General features: G+C 45.4%; 19 protein-coding genes, 1 tRNA gene and 1 pseudogene. 14 read left to right on the forward strand and 7 right to left on the reverse strand.

Annotation, left to right across the window (positions count from 1 at the left end; genetic code table 11):
* Window positions 1–93: 93 nt before the first annotated feature.
* The 5 genes from NIT04_RS01495 (at window position 94) to NIT04_RS01515 (ending at window position 2,735) form a co-directional block, all read left to right on the forward strand.
* Window positions 94–166, forward strand: a tRNA-Ala gene (locus NIT04_RS01495).
* Between the two features lie 222 nt (window positions 167–388).
* Window positions 389–709: a helix-turn-helix transcriptional regulator gene (locus NIT04_RS01500; RefSeq protein WP_252501844.1), complete on the forward strand. Its 321-nt coding sequence runs from the start codon at window positions 389–391 to the stop codon at window positions 707–709.
* A gap of 3 nt (window positions 710–712) precedes the next feature.
* Window positions 713–1,105 carry an SRPBCC domain-containing protein gene (locus NIT04_RS01505; protein WP_252501845.1) on the forward strand — a complete coding sequence of 131 codons (393 nt, stop codon included), beginning with the start codon at window positions 713–715 and terminating at the stop codon, window positions 1,103–1,105.
* Complete coding sequence (locus NIT04_RS01510) at window positions 1,106–1,813, forward strand: FAD-dependent oxidoreductase (protein ID WP_252501846.1); 708 nt, start codon at window positions 1,106–1,108, stop codon at window positions 1,811–1,813. It abuts the gene before it with no gap.
* Window positions 1,814–1,952: 139 nt separating this feature from the next.
* Window positions 1,953–2,735 (forward strand): alpha/beta fold hydrolase, encoded by a 783-nt coding sequence (locus NIT04_RS01515; RefSeq protein WP_252503161.1) that lies wholly within the window; start codon window positions 1,953–1,955, stop codon window positions 2,733–2,735.
* Window positions 2,736–2,808: 73 nt separating this feature from the next.
* On the opposite strand, the gene NIT04_RS01520 is transcribed toward NIT04_RS01515, so the two are convergent.
* Entirely contained in the window at window positions 2,809–3,750 is a 942-nt protein-coding gene (locus NIT04_RS01520) for a 3-hydroxyacyl-CoA dehydrogenase family protein (protein WP_252501847.1), read from the reverse strand.
* A 215-nt stretch (window positions 3,751–3,965) separates the two neighbouring features.
* Window positions 3,966–4,142: a hypothetical protein gene (locus tag NIT04_RS01525; protein WP_252501848.1), complete on the reverse strand. Its 177-nt coding sequence runs from the start codon at window positions 4,140–4,142 to the stop codon at window positions 3,966–3,968.
* 195 nt (window positions 4,143–4,337) lie between these two features.
* Between NIT04_RS01525 and NIT04_RS01530 the strand changes: the two are divergent.
* Window positions 4,338–4,820, forward strand: a pseudogene (locus NIT04_RS01530) (amidase domain-containing protein); the annotation flags it as partial.
* A 67-nt stretch (window positions 4,821–4,887) separates the two neighbouring features.
* On the opposite strand, the gene NIT04_RS01535 reads toward NIT04_RS01530, so the two are convergent.
* Together NIT04_RS01535 and NIT04_RS01540 are read right to left on the reverse strand one after the other, a co-directional pair.
* Entirely contained in the window at window positions 4,888–5,088 is a 201-nt protein-coding gene (locus tag NIT04_RS01535; RefSeq protein WP_252501850.1) for a cold-shock protein, read from the reverse strand.
* Window positions 5,089–5,428: 340 nt separating this feature from the next.
* Complete coding sequence (locus NIT04_RS01540) at window positions 5,429–6,271, reverse strand: DegV family protein (protein ID WP_252501851.1); 843 nt, start codon at window positions 6,269–6,271, stop codon at window positions 5,429–5,431.
* 181 nt (window positions 6,272–6,452) lie between these two features.
* On the opposite strand from NIT04_RS01540, the gene NIT04_RS01545 reads away from it, so the two are divergent.
* The gene (locus tag NIT04_RS01545) at window positions 6,453–7,046 is read left to right on the forward strand and encodes a nitroreductase (protein ID WP_252501852.1); all 594 of its coding nucleotides are present in this window, start codon (window positions 6,453–6,455) and stop codon (window positions 7,044–7,046) included.
* A gap of 119 nt (window positions 7,047–7,165) precedes the next feature.
* On the opposite strand, the gene NIT04_RS01550 is transcribed toward NIT04_RS01545, so the two are convergent.
* Window positions 7,166–8,563: a dipeptidase gene (locus NIT04_RS01550; protein ID WP_252501853.1), complete on the reverse strand. Its 1,398-nt coding sequence runs from the start codon at window positions 8,561–8,563 to the stop codon at window positions 7,166–7,168.
* Between the two features lie 164 nt (window positions 8,564–8,727).
* On the opposite strand from NIT04_RS01550, the gene NIT04_RS01555 reads away from it, so the two are divergent.
* From NIT04_RS01555 to NIT04_RS01565, 3 genes are all read left to right on the forward strand, one after another.
* Window positions 8,728–9,975, forward strand: a complete 1,248-nt coding sequence (locus tag NIT04_RS01555) for a hemolysin family protein (RefSeq protein ID WP_252501854.1) — start codon at window positions 8,728–8,730, stop codon at window positions 9,973–9,975.
* Window positions 9,976–10,114: 139 nt separating this feature from the next.
* Window positions 10,115–10,660, forward strand: coding sequence for an RNA polymerase sigma factor (locus NIT04_RS01560; RefSeq protein WP_252503162.1), 546 nt, complete (start codon window positions 10,115–10,117; stop codon window positions 10,658–10,660).
* Window positions 10,661–10,913: 253 nt separating this feature from the next.
* Window positions 10,914–12,365, forward strand: a complete 1,452-nt coding sequence (locus NIT04_RS01565; RefSeq protein ID WP_252501855.1) for a phospholipase D-like domain-containing protein — start codon at window positions 10,914–10,916, stop codon at window positions 12,363–12,365.
* A 50-nt stretch (window positions 12,366–12,415) separates the two neighbouring features.
* On the opposite strand, the gene NIT04_RS01570 is transcribed toward NIT04_RS01565, so the two are convergent.
* Both NIT04_RS01570 and NIT04_RS01575 read right to left on the reverse strand, forming a co-directional pair.
* Entirely contained in the window at window positions 12,416–12,604 is a 189-nt protein-coding gene (locus NIT04_RS01570; RefSeq protein ID WP_252501856.1) for an SE1832 family protein, read from the reverse strand.
* A gap of 24 nt (window positions 12,605–12,628) precedes the next feature.
* Entirely contained in the window at window positions 12,629–13,684 is a 1,056-nt protein-coding gene (locus NIT04_RS01575) for a PseG/SpsG family protein (protein WP_252501857.1), read from the reverse strand.
* Between the two features lie 135 nt (window positions 13,685–13,819).
* Between NIT04_RS01575 and NIT04_RS01580 the strand changes: the two genes are divergently transcribed.
* The 4 genes from NIT04_RS01580 (at window position 13,820) to NIT04_RS01595 (ending at window position 17,841) form a co-directional block, all read left to right on the forward strand.
* On the forward strand, window positions 13,820–15,754 hold the full coding sequence (locus NIT04_RS01580; protein WP_252501858.1) for a sodium:proton antiporter: 1,935 nt from the start codon (window positions 13,820–13,822) through the stop codon (window positions 15,752–15,754).
* Between the two features lie 75 nt (window positions 15,755–15,829).
* On the forward strand, window positions 15,830–16,393 hold the full coding sequence (locus tag NIT04_RS01585) for an NADPH-dependent FMN reductase (protein ID WP_252501859.1): 564 nt from the start codon (window positions 15,830–15,832) through the stop codon (window positions 16,391–16,393).
* Between the two features lie 237 nt (window positions 16,394–16,630).
* Window positions 16,631–16,924: a transposase gene (locus NIT04_RS01590; RefSeq protein WP_252501629.1), complete on the forward strand. Its 294-nt coding sequence runs from the start codon at window positions 16,631–16,633 to the stop codon at window positions 16,922–16,924.
* 11 nt (window positions 16,925–16,935) lie between these two features.
* The gene (locus NIT04_RS01595; protein WP_252503148.1) at window positions 16,936–17,841 is read left to right on the forward strand and encodes an IS3 family transposase; all 906 of its coding nucleotides are present in this window, start codon (window positions 16,936–16,938) and stop codon (window positions 17,839–17,841) included.
* The last annotated feature ends 431 nt before the right edge of the window (window positions 17,842–18,272 follow it).

Raw genomic sequence — 18,272 nt, forward strand, 5'->3', positions numbered from 1 at the left:
TTCAGTTCTTTTTCAGCATGTTGCAAGGAGATCTCCCCCAATCTATTGTCTTTTTACAATGACATGTTATAATCTATATTGTATCAGATATACGGGGCATTAGCTCAGCTGGGAGAGTGTCACGCTGGCAGTGTGAAGGTCACCGGTTCGAACCCGGTATGCTCCATCATCAGGAACCTCATCAAATTAACATTTGATGGGGTTTTTTTGTTGGTGAAGCAATAACAAGGGCCGCCCAATAACGAATAATAAAACAAAGAACGGAGATGGTATCAGTTAACTTTGATATCTTCTCCGTTTATTTATTTGGAATTGACATGACACCAATTAGTGTCGTATCATTAGGACACCAAACAGTGTCCAGTATATATGTTAGGAGGGGAGGATTTTGATTACTACTGACCAAGAGCGTGATGTTTTTGTAGCCATTGCAGATCCTACTAGACGAAAGTTAATCCGGTTACTAGCGGCCTCGGATGAGCTTGCACTTTTCGAATTAACTGCTCATTTTCAGATGGGGCGTACTGCGGTTTCTAAACATTTGGCTATTCTTAAAGAGGCTGATTTAGTGAAGAACCGTAAAATTGGCAGAGAAACAAGGTATCGTTTGAACGCAGCTCCCTTACAGGAAGTGAAAGATTGGCTAGCCTTTTACGAGGAATTTTGGACGGAAAGTGCGGCAAAACTAAAGAATATTTTGGAGGAATAAATTATGGCGGATTTATCATTGGATTTTCAATTTAAGAGTTCCATCAATAAAGTATGGGATGCCTTAACGAACTCAGAAACACTTGCGAAATGGGTAATGGAAAATAATTTCAAACCGATTATCGGATATAAATGTCAGTTTCGTAATGAGGCAATCGGTTTAGTAGTAGAGAGTGAAGTATTGGAAGTGGACGAGCCTACTAAATTATCTTACACATGGGTTGGTGGGCCGATCAATACAATCGTTACATGGACATTAAAGCAAGAGGGTGAAACAACCTACTTACATCTTGAACACTCTGGATTTGAAGCGGAAAATCAAGCAGCGTTCAACGGCGCGAAATATGGTTGGTCAAGTATGGTAGACAAACTGAATAACCTGTTAGAGGAAATGTAAATGAGTTTTTTTCAAGATGTAATATCGATTTTCAAAAAGAGGGAACTAACATTCATAGAAAGCTACAAGGAATCAGAAGATGTCTATACGTTTCGATTTGAAAAAGACATAGATTTAACTTGGAAAGCAGGACAACATGGGTTGTTTACCATTACTCATAAAAAAATAAAAAATGGTACTCGACCAATTACTGTGGCGTCAGCTCCTACTGAGGATGTTGTTCAAATAACACTTCGTATTAGTGATTCACCAAGTGACTTTAAGAAAGCTATGTTGGAATTAGAACAGGGAATGAAAGTAAGTATGAGTGGACCTGTAGGGTCGTTTTATTTAAAAGATGACAGTCCTTTAATTCTAATTGCAGGTGGTATTGGAATTACACCATTTCGGTCGATGCTAAAGCAGTTGGAGGCGGAAGGGAATGGAGTCGGACAACAAATACATCTGCTTTATATCGATAGCAAAGAGTCATTTATTTTTAAAGATGAACTCGATGAAATTGCAAACAATCCTTCAATAAATGTAACTTACCTTGATTCCAGGAATGACTTACATCAAGAGATAAGTAAATTGTCCAGCTTATATCAAAACAATGGCAAATACTATATTGCAGGATCGAAGTCGATGGTGGAATCTATTTCGGCTCATTTACAAAGCAATGATATTTCAAAAAAGAGTATTAAAAAGGATGTCTTTTTTGGGTACTAATTGCTTAATGATCTACTTGAAGGAACCTTATCATTTGATAGGGTTCTTTTTTGGTTAATCAATGGTCAGGGCAGGGCACATATACATACGTCGATGAATATCTTATGGGCGAAGTCATTATAACTACGGAGGAATCGTTATCGGGTATCTTGTGAACGTAGAACCAGGTGTAAATGTGTATGTTGAAGATCTTAACCCGGCGGGCAATAAGACCATTGTTTTTATTCATGGCTGGCCGTTGAGCCATAAACAGTTCGAATATCAGTTTAATGTACTTCCGACAATGGGGTATCGATGTATCGGCATAGACTGGAGGGGTTTTGGAAATTCGGATAAACCTTTAGACGGCTACAACTTAGATAGATTGGCTGATGATATCCGTGCTGTTGTCGGTACACTTCAATTAGAAGACTTTGCACTTGTAGGCCACTCGACGGGTGGCTCCATTGCGATTCGGTATATGACGAGATACAACGGTCATGGAGTATCCCAGCTAGTCCTTGTCGATGCTGCAGCTCCTTTAGGATTTTCCGCAGATACAGCCAATCGATATCTTATGCAATCGTTAAATGATCGTCCTAAAATGATGCAGGAAGTAATCGATGGCTTTTTCTTTCAGTATATAACGAGCCAATTCTCGGATTGGTTTTTCGAAATGGGAATGCAAGCTGCGGGATGGTCGACGGCTACAATTATTGTGTTATTAAGAGAGTTGAATTTGTATGAGGATCTACCAAAAATAGTTGCCCCTACGTTGATTATTCATGGCATCCATGACAAAGTGATTCCGTATTCACAAGCTAAGGAGTTGAATGAATTAATTCCTAACTCACAGCTAGTTCCGTTTAAATATAGTGGACATGGTGCTTTCTGGGAAGAGCGTGATAAATTTAACCGGGTATTATCTCAATTCATTCGTTGAATACAAACAAAGAGGGGCCAAGTATCATTCATACTCGCCTCCTCTTTATTTTGGCTCTAATGCCTGGTTTCATTTATTTATTTTTATTTTTAATTGTGGCCAGCCTTACGAAGTTTTCATCACGTTCGAAAATTCTTCTTCGAACTTCCTCATCTCCTGAGTAGGTGAATATGCCATTACCCGTTTTTGTGCCAAGATTTCCACTTTGGACTTTTTCCTCAATAAATGCTGGAATGTTTTCCTCTTTGGATAAAGTGGGTGCTAGGTTTTCAACGACACTCTTCCATATATCGAGCCCACCAAAATCAGCTGTTTCTAATGGTCCGATGAATGCCCATCTGAAACCAGGACCCGATGTAATTGCCAAGTCGATATCTTCAGCATTAGCAATACCATTCTCCAATAGATAGAATGCTTCTCGCACCAATGCTGCTTGTAGACGATTGGCAATTAGACCTGGGATATCTTTTTTCAAAACAACTGGTTTCTTGCCAATGTTATTCAAGACTTCTACTGTGCGATCTATAATCGTTTGAGAAGTTTCTGGACCTTTTACTATTTCAACGAGCGGAACCAAATGTGCAGGATTGAAAAAATGAGTGATGAGTAAACGGTCTTTCTTTTGAACACCTTCGGATAGTTGCTGTATGGAAAATGTAGAAGTATTGGATGCAATTATCGTATCGTCTTCTATGACTTCCTCTACCTGCTTGAATAAGTCGAATTTAATAGTTAGATTTTCTGAAACTGCTTCTGTGATAAATTTTGTTCCGCTAACCGCTTCTTTTAAATCAGTAGTGATAAAAATTCTATTGAATGTATTTTCTTTTTCAGTTGCTGTAATGGAGTTTTCTTGAATTAACATATCCAAGTTATCTGAGATTCTAGTCATTGCCTTCTCTAAAAACTCGGTTTTAATATCAAACATATACACATCATAACCAGCTTGTGCATACAACTGGGCAATTCCGTGCCCCATCGTACCCGCACCTAAAACTGTAACTTTCTCTGCCATTCTCTTAACCTCCAAGAAATAATTAGATTTATTCTAACTATTATCTCAATTGTTAAGCGGTATAGCCACCCCTGGTGATTACCGGGTTTGTCACTTGCTAAGAACGATGCGTAATTAGCTGTTTTGCTGACTTTCAATGATTGAAAGAAAAAGAACGGATTGAATTGCTAATCAAAATAAAAGTCACACCATAGTAGTGTGACTCCAACATATTCTTAATCTTTACGGGGTTTCCCCTCCTGAGTGCTTTCAGCAATTGCGGAAGTTCCTTTCTTAAACTGATTATTAATAGTAGGTTTAGATGTTTTTACGGGGTCACCATAGGCTGTCCAAGTATTGGGATCTGTCTTTTTCTCGTTATTACGTGTATTCGTGTTCTTATTTTGAGTCATTTGTGTAGAAACCTCCAATATAAATTTCCAAAAATCCAAACGGAGAATGGATGACTTTATATTCTCCAACATTAAGTTCATTATGCATACGAGCAGTGTTTTGTGGGAAGGTCATCCTGTAATGTGCTTCTTTTTCGTGTATGGCACCTTACTCATTTTCATACGATAGGAACACGGGGGTGTTGGTGAAAATTGTATAATCGGGAAGCGGCGGTCAGGTATGCGGATGAATGGTGGAATAGAAGGAATCCAGCCTATCCTGCATTTGATGTCGACTGTACGAGTTTTATATCGCAATGTCTGCGCGCGGGCGGGGCGCCGATGCATGGGTACCCGAACCGGGGGCGGGGCTGGTGGATTCAAGGAGGGACATGGAGCTTCAGTTGGTCGGTAGCGCATTCGATGCGGTGGTATTTGGCGGGTTCCAAGAAGGGATTGACTGCACGGCAAGTCGCTTCGCCTGAGGAGTTAGATCTCGGTGATGTCATTTGCTATGACTTCCAAGGGGACGGACGGTTCGACCATACGACGATCGTCACGGCGAAGGACGGCTCGATGCCGCTCGTCAATGCCCATACGTATGATGCATATCACCGGACGTGGGACTATAAGGACTCCTATGCATGGAGGGAAAACGCGAAGTATGTTTTCTTTAAGATCAATGATCATTTCAAGTAATTGCATATCCGGAGACTAAGTAAGCATAAAAAAAGACCCTACAAGTAGGGTCTTTTTTTAGCTATTATTAAGCTTTTTGAACGTTTGTAGCTTGTAGGCCACGTTGTCCTTGCTCAATTTCAAATGTTACGCTTTGACCTTCGTCTAAAGATTTGAAACCTTCGCCTTGGATTGCTGAGAAATGTACGAATACGTCTTCTCCGCCTTCACGCTCGATAAATCCAAAACCTTTTTCTGCGTTGAACCACTTAACTGTACCTTGTTCCATAATTGTTGCCTCCTATGTGCGAATCTCCGCACAATATGTTACTATCTTTGCTCAAATACCTTAGACGAATAACAAAATCCTATACTCAATCTGAAAAAGAACAAAAATAATTCTTCCTTAGAATAACAGACCTTTGATGAAATAGCAAATAGTACGACTTTTATTTAAAATGAAGATATTATAAGTCCTGCCATTCCAACGATTTGGCTCGATGCAAAGGGTTGTAAGTCCACCTCTCGACAATAAAATACCCCTCCCGAAATATTCGGGAAGAGGCTGTAAATGTTTATATTAATTATTATTTTGACGCTTTATGGACTGTGATGCATACCTGCCCATGTTAATACCATAACATCGCGATTGTCCCTTCGCCCGCATGAACGGCGAGGGTGGAGCTGATATCGCCGATTTCCACGGTAAGGCCAGGCACTTGGCTGATGATCATCGATTTTAATTGCTCGGCCTGCTCCGGCACATTGCCTTGCATCAAATAGACCTTTCCATTGCCTTTCGGATGGCCTTCCGCCACTTTATCGACCAGGTATTGAAGTGCTTTCTTTTCGGAACGGACTTTTTCGATCGCTTCCAATTTACCGTCAGTCGTTATTTGGATAATCGGCTTCACTTTCAACAAGCTGCCGAGGAAGAACTGGACGCCGGTCATCCGGCCTCCTTTGTACAACTGCTCCAATTGGCCGATGTAAATGTAGTTCTTCAACGTACCTGTCATTTTTCCTAGCTTTTCTTTGATTTCCTGAACGGATGCTCCTTCGCTTTGCAATTCCATCCCTTTTTCAATCAAACCTGTGATGCCGTAAGAAACGGACTTGGAGTCGATGAAGGTGATAGGGAAGCCTGCAATTTCCGCACCTGCCATGGAGGAAGCGAGAGTTCCGCTCAACTCGGCTGACACATGGATGGCGATCGCCTGCTCATAGTTTTCTGCGATTTTCTTGAATTGCTCGGCGAATTCGCCGGCAGACGGTTGGGACGTTTTCGGAAACTCCGTCGCGTTTTTAATATTTTCATACAGTTGTGCTGGCGTCAGGTCGACACCATCAACAAATTGCTTTTCCCCGAAATGTATATTCAACGGAATTGAATAGAAATCAGGGTGGTTTTTTAATTCATCTGTAATATAGGAAGTGCTGTCAGTTATCCATGCTATCGGCTTTTTCGTCATTAGTCAGTCATCCTTTTCTAAACATTCGCTTCTTTCATTACTATACTACAGAAAGTAATGTCTTGAAATACCAATTGAATGAAATAATTTGGAAAAACGCTGAAAGTGACGGAGGATTCCCCAGTTGTCTCCTTTTCGTGTATAATGGTTTTCAGTATGATACAAAGGAGAGTTCATAGTTATGAATGAACAGGCACTTTCGGTAAGGGAAGCGATCGTCAACCGTCGCTCGGTCAAGAACTTTAACGGGCAACCGGTCGATCTTGAAAATATAATGTCCGTTTTGGAAGACGCCAGATGGGCACCGACCCACGGCTTACGTAACCCATGGCGCTTCATCGTCGCTGCCAACCAGGAATACGTAAAGTTCCAAGACGTTCTGAAAGAATATGGCATTCCAAAATGGAAAGAGTTGTCCGAAGAGGACTTGGAGAAGCAAATGAAGAAGTTCCGCGCTCCTGGTGCCGTCGTTTTCGTCGTCGTCAAAGAGGATGTACGCCAGAAGGAACGGCTGGAGGACTTTGCAGCGGCAAGCGCGCTTATCCAAAATGCGATGCTCCTAGCATGGGACCAAGGAATCGGGACTTGCTGGAAAACACCACCATTCCTCGACAATCCGAAATTCCGAGAAGAGCTCGGCGTGAAGTCTGGTGAGCGAATCATGAGCATGCTGCAATTCGGCTATTATGATGATATTCCAAAAAACCGCGTTCGCACGCCGCTTGAAGACATTGTCACGTTTTATGGAATGGAAGACGAACAGGAAGAAGAGTAAGATACAAAGAACTGTCCAGAAAGTCGATAAACGACTTTCTGAGACAGTTCTTTTTGTAATAAAAGAGTCGCGCGTCCAAAGCGAGCCGCTCTGCGCCCAAAGCCACCCCACACCCAGACTTACTTCTTCAATTCATCCTTCGAAAACTCCGCAAGCTCATAATAATAATCTCCGATGACACGCAAGCCTTTGTCGAAGTTCTCTAAATGGAAATGCTCGTTAGGAGCATGGAAATTCTCGCTTGAAAGTCCGAACCCCATAAGGACGACCGGCAAATTCATAATTTCATCGAATGCCGCCACGATCGGAATTGAACCGCCCATACGTGTGAAAGCGGTCGGCACTTCATATACTTTTTCATAGGATTTCCCTGCAGCCTGAATGGCTGGATGGTCGAAAGGTGTAATGAAAGGCTTCCCTTTATCGAACTCGCTCACCGTCACCGTAACACCGGCAGGCTTATGCTTTTCGATATGGGCCTTCAATTTTTTCACGATATCTTCTGGATCTTGGTCCGGAACGAGACGGCATGTAATTTTTGCACCGGCTTCGGACGGCAATACCGTTTTGATGCCTTCGCCTGAGAAGCCGCCGAAGACGCCATTCACTTCGAGGGTAGGGCGTGTCCACGTCCGCTCCAAATAAGAATAGCCTTTCTCGCCGAACAGCTCGTTAACGCCGATTTCCTGCTTTAACGCATCCTCATCGAAGTTGAGCGCTTCATAAGCAGTTCGCTCTTCATCGGCTAACGGACGCACATCTTCGTAGAAGCCGTCGACTGCAATCGTCCCTTCCTTATCATGGAACGATGCGAGGATTTCGGAGATGGCATGGATTGGATTTTGCACGCCTCCACCGTAAATGCCTGAATGCAAATCGCCTTTTGCCCCTTTGACATCGATCTGGACACCGGCAAGCCCCCGCAACCCATAACAGATCGCCGGCTTTCCAGGACCATACATGCCCGTGTCGGAGATGACGATAATATCGGCGGCCAATTTCTCTTTATTCTCCGCAATGTATTTCTCGAGGTTCGGACTGCCGATTTCCTCCTCGCCTTCAATAATGAATTTGACGTTCACCGGCAAGCTTCCGTTTTCATTCATAAGCGCTTCGACGGCTTTAATATGCATGAAAACTTGGCCTTTGTCATCACTTGCCCCGCGCGCATACAATTTATTGTCACGCACTTCCGGATCGAACGGACCGCTTTCCCAAAGGTTCAACGGGTCGACCGGTTGGACGTCGTAGTGTCCGTAAAAGAGGATTGTCGGTTTGCCTTCCGCATGAAGCCAATCTCCGTAGACGACCGGATGTCCTTCCGTCTCATCGATCGACAAGTTCTCCAACCCCGCCTTGCTGAATGAATCCTTCAACCATTCAGCCGCTTTCTGCATGTCCGACTTATGCTCAGACAACGCGCTGATGCTCGGGATACGAAGGAAATCTTTCAATTGCTCCAAATGCTCTTCCCGTTTGGATGTGAAGTAAGCGTCAAGTTTCTCCAAATGACTCATAGTAAACCCCTCATTTCAAAATTATTTCGTGAATGAAAGTATTATATCATGTTGGTAGGAATCAAGTTATTCAAAAGGACGGATTTGCTAGGAGTATGTTATGATATGTAAAAGTTACTAAGTGAACGAACTTTGAAGTACAGAAACTCCGGGAGGAATCACTTTTGTTTATAGCACTAGGGTTCTTTTTACTTATGTCGTTCTTCCTTTCAGGGAGTGAGACGGCACTTACCGCGGTCAACCGCATGAAAGTCCAGCTTCGTGCCGAGCAAGGCGACCCGAAATCGATCAAGCTTAGAAATTTGATTTCAAAGCCGGACAAAATGATTACGGCCATCCTCATCGGGAACAATATTGCGAATATTATGATGCCGACAATTGTAACGATGATTGCAATCGATAGGGGCTTGAAAGTTGGGGTCATGACAGGCATTTTGACGGTCGTGCTGATCGTATTCGGAGAAGTGCTGCCGAAGACGATTGCAGCAACATTTGCCGACCGGATCGCCTATGTCGTCGCGCCTACGATTTCAATATTCGTCGTACTTTTGACGCCGCTGACGACTCTCCTTTCTTTATTCACGAATATATTTATACGCATCATTTCGAAAGGTGCCGTGACGGAAGCAACGTTGACGAAGGAAGAGCTTCGTTCCATGGTGGACATCGCATCGACGGAAGGGACGTTCGAACAGGAGGAGTCGCTCCGGTTGAAAGGCGTGCTCGATTTTCCTGAAAAAGACGTCTCCGATGTAATGGAAACGCACCGCACAGATGTTATCGGGCTGCCGATCGAGTCAACTTATGAAGAAGTGCGAGATACGATCCTTGAATACTTCTATACACGTTATCCAATTTACGAGGAAAGCATCGACCGGGTCGTCGGGATTTTCTATTCGAAGACGCTCATCGAATGGTCGATGAATCCTGACAAGAAACTTGCCGACTTGATGGATGAAGAGCCTTTATTCGTAGTCCAGACAGCGAGCGTCGAAAAAGTGTTCAAACTTATGCTTGCGAATAAAAAACATATGGCAATCGTGCTAGATGAATATGGCGGAACGCTCGGCATCGTCACACAGGAGGACATCATCGAGGAGATGATTGGGCAAGACATCGAGGATGAAACAGACTTCGATGAAGAAGTGCTCGTTTATGAAAAGAACGAGGACCTGCTCATCTGCCATGGCCGACTTGAAATTGTCGATGCCATCGACCTGCTCGACGTCGAACTGCCGACAGACCATGAAACAATTGGTGGATTTGTCATGCAAGAGCTCGGTCATGTACCCGAGGAAGGGGAACGTTTTACATACGAAAACCTATACTTCGAAATCGAGGAAATGGATCGCAGTCGGATCATTAAGATGAAGATTACGAAACGGTATGATAAGGAAATTGAACAAGAATGACGAATGCCCCGCAGATGAATGCGGGGTTTTTTCTTTGTTGCTTACAAAAATGTAAGTTTAGTGAAAGGGAAGTCGATAGTTTGTAAGGGGAGATTCATTGATAATAAAGTTAACAGTTACAAAACGGAGGTTTTATCGCATGAAAATCGACTTGACGGAGCTATATGACGAATATGGCCGATACATATATCATTTATGTTTAAAACTGACACGCAATAAAGAGGAAGCCGAGGACCTTATGCAAGACGTATGGGTCAAGGTTGTCCGCTACAGCGGAAAGATGGACAGTGTTGACCGGATGAAAGCATGGCTCACGACGATTTGTATGAACACATTCCGCGATCGCTACCGAAAAGATGTCAGAAGAAGCAAACACGTAATGCACCAACCTGAAACATTGGACGTTCCGATCTTGGATTTGGTTCCCAGTGACAACCCGACACCCGTCGAAATGATCGAGCAGAACGACATCCAGCTCATGGTACAGCAGAAGATCGGCGAGTTGGACGGCATTTACCGGACGACGATCGAATACTTCTACGTCTATCAATATTCGTTGATCGAAATCGCGGAGTTGATGAAAGTATCGATCGGCACAGTGAAATCCCGACTGTTCCGTGCGAAAAAGTACTTGAAGGAATTAATGATGGACGACACAACAGTGAGAGAATACGTCACTGCTTAATTAAATATCTGTATCAATGCCTCTGTTTTTAAACGGGGGCATTTTTTAATTTGTATTTTATAGCTGGCTTTTTAAGCGGAAGGCGGCGACTCCTGCGGGAAAGCGAGACAGGGGAGACCCCGCAGGGAGCGCAGCGACTGAGGAGGCTCACCGCTCGCCCGCGGAACGCGTCCGCCTGGAGCGGAAATTAGTAGTTTGCATTCAGCAAGTAAGGGGAACTTGTAAATGGTAACTAGACTACGGGGTTGATTGAATGGAGAAAATGAAAAAATGGGTACGGCCGAAATGGTTCATCCTCATGGCCATCTTGCTGTTCTTATTTCTATACGTCGGGGTCATTACCTGGCACACATATAAACCGCTTCCGGAAGGCGTCAATTACGAAGGTGACATCCATTGGACGGATGACGTTCAAATGCTCACCGATTTGACGTATGCCCAAAACAAAAAAGGGGACGGGATGGTGCATGAGCTCTCCATCTTTGACGAAATCTACAAAATGATCGATGAGGCGGAAGAGTTCATCGTCCTCGATTTCTTCCTCATGGACCACTACACGGATGAAAACATCGACTTTCCTAACATCTCAGAAACATTGACTTCAAAATTGATTCAAAAGAAAAAAGAGAATCCGCAAATGGACATCATCTATATTACTGATCCCCTCAACACCGGCTACGGCTCCTATGAATCAAAATGGTTCAACCAGCTCGAGGATGCCGGCATTGAGGTCGTCTACACCGATCTCGATGAACTGCGGGACTCGACGCCTATCTATTCGGGCCTCTACCGGACTATTTTCCGCTGGGTCAATTTTGAAAAGGAAGGCTGGATTGAAAATGCGATGTCGAGCAAAGCACCGAAAATGACGTTGCGATCGTATTTGATCCTACTGAATGTGAAAGCGAACCACCGGAAGACGGTCGTGACTGATAAATCGGCGATCGTGACGTCGGGAAATCCGCATGACGCGAGCGGACTCCATGGAAATGTCGCTTTGAAAGTGGAAGGAAGCGTATTAAATGATATTTTAGAGGCGGAAGAAGCGGTCGTCCGCTATACGAATGGCGGTTCCTTGCCGCGCGTGGACATCGGGGAGGAGCATGACGGAGAATACGCAGTGCAATATTTGACGGAGAAGAAAATCCACGATGCGCTACTCGGCGATATTGCGGCAGCCCAAGAAGGAGATACGATCCGGATGGGCATGTTTTTCATTGCGATGCCCGATATCGTGGAAGCGATTGTCGATGCATCGAATCGGGGCGTCCATGTCCAAATGATTTTGGATCCGAATGAAAACTCGTTCGGCAACGAGAAGTCGGGCTTGCCGAATCGTCCGGTGCTACAGAAGATGATGGATGAGACGGACGGGAAGCTGGACGTCCGGTGGTATAACACGGTCGTCGGCCAATACCATACGAAGCTCGTCGTCGTCCAGACGGAGCTCGAAACGTACATTACGAACGGCTCCGCGAATTTGACCGACCGGACATTGAACAATTACAATCTCGAAGCGAATTTGAGGGTCATCGCGCCGAATGACAGCGAGCTGTCTCGTGAAATTGACAATTATTTCGACCGGCTTTGGACCAACAAAGATGCCCTCTATACACTCGATTTCGAGGAGTACCAAGATAAGTTCACATTCTTCCAGCGGGGCATTTACCGTCTTCAGGAATTATTGAAACTAACAACCTACTGAACGTCAAAAGGCTGTCCACGAACGGAACCCTGTTCGTCGGCAGCCTTTCTTCATTCTGACAGCTCAGCAAGCTGTTTGTTCAATTCGGCTAGTTTTTCTTCCATCGCGGCAAGCCGTTGCTCTGCTTTATGGACCGAATCTGCATGTCCGGTCGACTCCAACTTTTCCACGTCGCCTTGCAAGCTTATATAATCCATTTTCAATTCCGCGATTGCCGATTCGATTTGTCGCTTATTCATATGGAAAACTCCAATCGTTTTCCTTTAGTGTAGCATATCCGACAGCGCTTTTCCGCCCGCTCCGCGTTTCGGGTGTTCCAATAAATAATAGATCGTCTCGACGACTTTGTCCTTTCCGTCCCCAAGCCCGAGCGCAAGTTGGCGTTCGATTGAACGTTTTCTCAATGGTTCGTGAAGCAGCGGCTCCATGATCGCGTTCAATAGATTCGACTGCTTCACTTTCCTTCCGAGGCCAAGATGGACGAAGCCGTGCTGTTCTTTCGGGAATGCAAGTCCCAGTTCGAAATCATTCTGAGATAGGACGACGCATGGGATGCCCATGACGGCTACTTCATAAGGCATATAGCTCGACGCGCATAAAATCACGTCTGCAGTCGCATAGATTTCCGCTATATTATAGGGCGGCTGCTGGACGAGCGTATTGCGTCTGCCAAGCGCCATCATCCGAAGCGTGCTGACGTCATGCGGGTAACGCTCTCCGATAATGACGGTCACTTTCAACGGAATCTGCAGTTGGGACACATGCCTGAGTGCTCGGTATGTTAAATTCCCCTCGTCCTCTTCCCCGAATGAAATGACGAGATGGGGTAGGGGGCCTGGAGGGGCTTTCCGTAAACCGGATCTTTCAAAAGTACGCATCGATGGGTCGGCAATGAAAAGCTGTCGATCCACGACAACATGTTCTGCAGGCTCGTCGATTGATTCCTCCAAGAGGGTTTGAATGACGAAGTCCGCATGCTTTCCTCCTTCGCCGAAATCATCAAAATGCAAAATGGATGGGACAATGTTGCGGATCTTTTCCACTTCTTCGGAAACCGTCGGGCCTGTGTCGCGGATGAGGAGGTTTGGACGGATGAGTGCCAATGTCTGTATCAGGTTGGCCTTTTTGCCGATCGTAATCGATTTGAATCCTTCCGGAGGTGAAGGGGAGTTTTCACCGACGATGAATAGGACGTTCACTTCTTTTGCGATGTCCCGAGCGAGCACGGACGCTCTCCTTGCAGGGTACGAACCTTTGCCGTCCGACCTTGCGATGTAAAATGCAACAATTTTCTTCTTTGAGTTTTCTATTGGAATCACCCTTTCTATTCCTGTGTATGAAACACTCTCCTTTTCACCCTATGTTTGCAAAAAACGAGTTATGTACAAATACGTGGAATGAAAAAGGAAATGTGGTAAACTATCATTTATTCTTTAGGAAACGGGGTGTTTCCATTGTTCGATTCTCTATTGTTCGACTTGATGCTCGTCATCTTAATCGGGATGCTTTCTCAATGGATCGCATGGAAATACCGTATGCCAGCAATCGTCGTCATGGCATTGGCGGGATTGCTCGTCGGTCCGGTATTCGGATTGATCAACCCGCAGGAAAGTATGGGGGATCTGTTCGGGCCGATTATCACTTTTGCGGTCGCCATCATCCTTTTTGAGGGAAGTTTGAATCTGGACGTAAGGGAAATCAAAGGTTTCAGCAAGCCGGTCGGTCGGATTGTTACAATCGGGGCATTTATCGCCTGGATTGCCGGTTCGTTGGCTGCGCATTATTTGGCTGGCCTTTCATGGGAAGTCGCTTTCATCATTGGAGGGCTGTTCATCGTCACGGGCCCGACAGTGATTTTACCTTTATTGCGGCAGGCGAAGTTGAAGCCGCGGCCCGCGGCAATCTTGAAATGGGAAGGGATTGTCGTTGATCCGTTCGGGGCATTGCTCGCCGTATTTGCATTTGAATTCATTAAATTCATCAATGCCGAAGTGACGCTAAAGTCGCTGCTGCTCTTTTTTGCAGCTTCCGCATTTGCTGTCCTTCTCGGATGGTTTGCGGCGTTGTTCATCGGGAACGCTTTCGAGCGGGGGAGCATCCCCGAGTTTTTGAAAGCGCCGATTCTCTTCGTCGTCGTGCTGTTCACCTTTGTTTTTGCGGATGAAATCATGCATGAGACAGGGCTGCTTGCCGTCACCGCGATGGGGATGAAAATGGCGAATATGCGCTTGACGACGTTGAATGATGTGCGTCACTTCAAGGAAAACATTTCAGTGCTGCTCATTTCGGGCATTTTCGTCATGCTCACCGCTTCGCTTGATCCGAAAATATTAATAGAAATTTTCAATCCCGCGATCATGACCTATGTGGCGGCAATGCTATTTGTCGTCCGGCCGTTGTCAATTTGGATTTCCACGATCGGAACGGATTTGAATGTCCGTGAAAAGCTGCTGATCGGGTGGATTGCACCGAGGGGAATCGTGGCGCTTACCGTATCGGGATATTTTGCCACCATTTTGCTGGAAAATGGCTATGAAGATGCGGAGCTGCTCACAGCCTTGACGTTTGCGCTCGTCCTGTCGACGGTCGTACTTCATGGATTTTCAATTGGTTTCATTGCCAAAAAGCTGAACTTGACGACGACAGACGAATCGGGCGTCGTCATCATTGGAGGAACGCGCTTCGGAGCGGAATTGGCGCAATCAATTAAGGACACAGGCAATGAAGTGCTGCTCATCGATGAGTCGTGGGCGGCGCTTGCGGATGCGAGAAGGCGCGGACTTGATAGCTATATAGGAGATATCCTGTCGGAGCAGATTGAATATCATATCGATTTGACGCCTTACCGGTATATGCTGGCGATGACGAAGATGGATCTGTACAATGCACATGTTTGTGCGGACTTTGAACCGGACCTCGGGCGTGATCATTTATTCCAAACGGCTTTCCACGTCGGAAAAGACGTCGAGGCATTCACGATATTGGGCGGGCAGACATTGTTTTCCCCATCGATCTCGATCTACAGTTTGGAAGAGCGGATGCACGCCGGGCACGTCATACGGAAGACGCTCATCACGAAGCAATACAGCTATACGCAATATTTGCGTGAACGTGATGATAAATCGATTCTGCTTTATATACTCCGCACTGACGGGTCTATTGAATTCTTCACGCCGAACGTTGAGCTGCAGGCGAGCGCGGGTGACGTAATTGTCGTGCTGGCATCTCCTGCAAAAACGATTGAGCGAGTGAAGGAGCGGTTGGAAGAGGAAAATAGCGACACGGAAATTCCATACGAAAAATTGGAAGAATTGTTCGCCGAAGATTCCTTCGAAGGTAAGCGGGACATTCCGGGAGAAGCTCCGAAGTCGAACGGGACCTCCAAATAAGCTTATTTTAAGGCAATCGTACCAATCGTTATGGTACGATTGTCTTTGTAGAAACAGCTTTGAGGAGGATGACCAGTGAAAGTTTTGTTTGTGGACGGGACCATTATCGGCAGCAAAACAGGCGCCGTGCTTGATACGGTCGAAGAGTATGTGAAAGAGGCAGGCAGTCATTTCCAAATTGAACGGATGAAAATGGCGGACTATGATCACCAATTCGTCGATGGGCGTCCGTCGGAACAATATAACGAGGACATGCAGGAAATGGTCCGGAAGTTTCAAGAAGCAGATGCATACATCATTGCGACTCCAATCTTCCAAGGTTCCATTCCGGGCGTGCTGAAAAATGCATTCGATATGCTGCATCCGCATGCGATGCGCTACAAGCCGGTTTCGATCGTCGCCAATGGCGGCACATACCAGCACCATCTTGTTCCTGAAAATCAGCTAAAGCCGATTTTAGATTACTTCCGCTGTCTCGTAACGCCGAATTTCGTCTATACCCATTCGGGTCATTTCGATCAAGACAATCGCATCATCGATGAAGATGTGCATAACCGTCTGCGCGAATTGGCAAGGGTGTTTGCGAAGTATACAGAGATGAGTAAGGATCTTTCGAAAGATGTATTGGACGCGAATTGAACGTGATAATGGGCTGTCCAGAAAGTCGTGAATTGACTTTCTGTGACGGCTTTTTTTATTTTGCTGAATCGCGTCCAAAGCGAGTCGTCGCGCGTCCAAAGCAAGCCATCCCGCGTCCAAAGTGAGCCATCCCGCGTCCAAAGCGAGTGGTCCTGCAGGTAGTATAAAAAGTGGACACAATCTAATGAGCATGTTTGGATTAAGATAACAATAATATGCGAACGGAGAGTGTCCAAAATGGGTAAAAGAATTGACGATGACCTTAAGAAGCATTTAGTCAAACTTGTGTTGGAGGAAGGGAAAAAGCAGACTGATGTCTCCAGGGAAATGGGAATTCCCTTGGGCTCCTTACGAAGATGGGTCAGCGAGCATAGACAGAAAATCCAAGCGGAGCGAGACGGTGTTGAATATCTTACCCCGACTGAACAAATGAAACGCCAAAGAGACATGGAGAAACAAATTCGTGATCTGCAAGAAGAGAATGAAATCCTAAAAAAGGCTATGCACATCTTTTCAAGAAACCCGCAGTAATCTATGAGTTCATTGAAGATCATCGGGAGGAATACAGCGTGACAAAGATGTGCCAAGTACTCCAGGTTTCTAGGACCGGTTACTATAAATGGCGCGAGAAAGAAAAAAGCCCTTCCCAAGAGAAAAAGGAAGAGGCGCAAGTACTCATTAGTAAGATTTTTTACGAGAAGAGACAAGTTTATGGCAGCCCGCGAATCAAAAAAGAGTTGGAGAAGAAAGAGGTTTTTCTAGCTGAGAAGACCGTGGCCAACTATATGCGGGACCTTGGATTGTGTGCGTTGGTGCCATCAAAGTACAAGACGACGACAAACTCCAATCACAACCACCCAATCTACCCTAATCTACTGATGCGCAACTTCAGCGCAGACACCCCTAACAGGGTGTGGGTCGCCGATATCACCTATATCTGGACGATTGAAGGTTGGCTTTACCTGGCGACTGTCATGGATCTTTTTTCTCGGAAGATTGTCGGCTTTAATATTCAGACAGACCTATCCAAGGAACTGCCGAAACTGGCGCTTGAAAGAGCTCTAAACTTCCGCTCTCCTGCAGAAGGACTGATTCACCATTCCGATCAGGGGAGCCAGTATGCATCGGCTGATTACGTCGATCTTCTTAAGGAAAAGAAATGCAAAATCAGCATGAGCCGCAAAGGCGACTGTTACGACAATGCCTGTATAGAATCCTTTCATTCAACGATTAAGAAGGAGCTCATCTACCGTACAAAATTCACAACACGCGAAGAAGCTAGAATGGCTGTGCTGGACTATATCATCTCTTTCTATAATGAAAAACGAAGCCATTCCACTTTGAACTATGTATCACCGAACGATTATGAGAAGGCCTATCAGACTGAAAAGGAGAAAAACGCTCAACAACCACCCGCAACTTTCGTGGAAGAGCAGTTGTCTTTTTAACTGCTCTTTTACGAAAGTACACCAAGCGCAGCGCGGTAGGCTTTTGAAAATAAACGCTCATTGTATCGTGTCCACTTTCTTGACAGAAGACCAGTCCCGCGTCCAAAGTGAGCCATCGCGCGTCCAAAGCGAGCCGTCGCGCGTCCAAAGTGAGCTGTCCCGCGTCCAAAGCATGCCGTCGCGCGTCCAAAGCGAGCCGTCGCGCGTTCAAAGCAAGCCATTCCGCGCTCAAAGTGAGCCGTCCAGCGCTTAAAGCGAGTCGCCCCGCGCTCAAAGCGAGTCTTCCCGCGCTCAAAGTGAGCCGTTCCGCGCTCAAAGCAAGTCCCCGCGCGCTCAAAGTGAGCCGCTCCGCGCCTAAAGCAAGCCCTCTCGTCAACAAATATCGCCGGACATGCAACGGAAGGCGTTCTCCCTTATAATTGAACTATGTA

The sequence above is a fragment of the Sporosarcina sp. Marseille-Q4943 genome (genome assembly GCF_943736995.1).
GTDB lineage: Bacteria > Bacillota > Bacilli > Bacillales_A > Planococcaceae > Sporosarcina.

Excerpts from the sequence above, each read along its gene's own strand:
- NIT04_RS01565 (WP_252501855.1), top strand. The coding sequence starts at position 10,914 with ATGGAGAAAATGAAAAAATGGGTACGGCCGAAATGGTTCATCCTCATG.
- NIT04_RS01520 (WP_252501847.1), bottom strand. The coding sequence starts at position 3,750 with ATGGCAGAGAAAGTTACAGTTTTAGGTGCGGGTACGATGGGGCACGGA.
- NIT04_RS01570 (WP_252501856.1), bottom strand. The coding sequence starts at position 12,604 with ATGAATAAGCGACAAATCGAATCGGCAATCGCGGAATTGAAAATGGAT.
- NIT04_RS01510 (WP_252501846.1), top strand. The coding sequence starts at position 1,106 with ATGAGTTTTTTTCAAGATGTAATATCGATTTTCAAAAAGAGGGAACTA.
- NIT04_RS01505 (WP_252501845.1), top strand. The coding sequence starts at position 713 with ATGGCGGATTTATCATTGGATTTTCAATTTAAGAGTTCCATCAATAAA.
- NIT04_RS01550 (WP_252501853.1), bottom strand. The coding sequence starts at position 8,563 with ATGAGTCATTTGGAGAAACTTGACGCTTACTTCACATCCAAACGGGAA.
- NIT04_RS01540 (WP_252501851.1), bottom strand. The coding sequence starts at position 6,271 with ATGACGAAAAAGCCGATAGCATGGATAACTGACAGCACTTCCTATATT.
- NIT04_RS01560 (WP_252503162.1), top strand. The coding sequence starts at position 10,115 with ATGAAAATCGACTTGACGGAGCTATATGACGAATATGGCCGATACATA.
- NIT04_RS01545 (WP_252501852.1), top strand. The coding sequence starts at position 6,453 with ATGAATGAACAGGCACTTTCGGTAAGGGAAGCGATCGTCAACCGTCGC.
- NIT04_RS01535 (WP_252501850.1), bottom strand. The coding sequence starts at position 5,088 with ATGGAACAAGGTACAGTTAAGTGGTTCAACGCAGAAAAAGGTTTTGGA.
- NIT04_RS01525 (WP_252501848.1), bottom strand. The coding sequence starts at position 4,142 with ATGACTCAAAATAAGAACACGAATACACGTAATAACGAGAAAAAGACA.
- NIT04_RS01590 (WP_252501629.1), top strand. The coding sequence starts at position 16,631 with ATGGGTAAAAGAATTGACGATGACCTTAAGAAGCATTTAGTCAAACTT.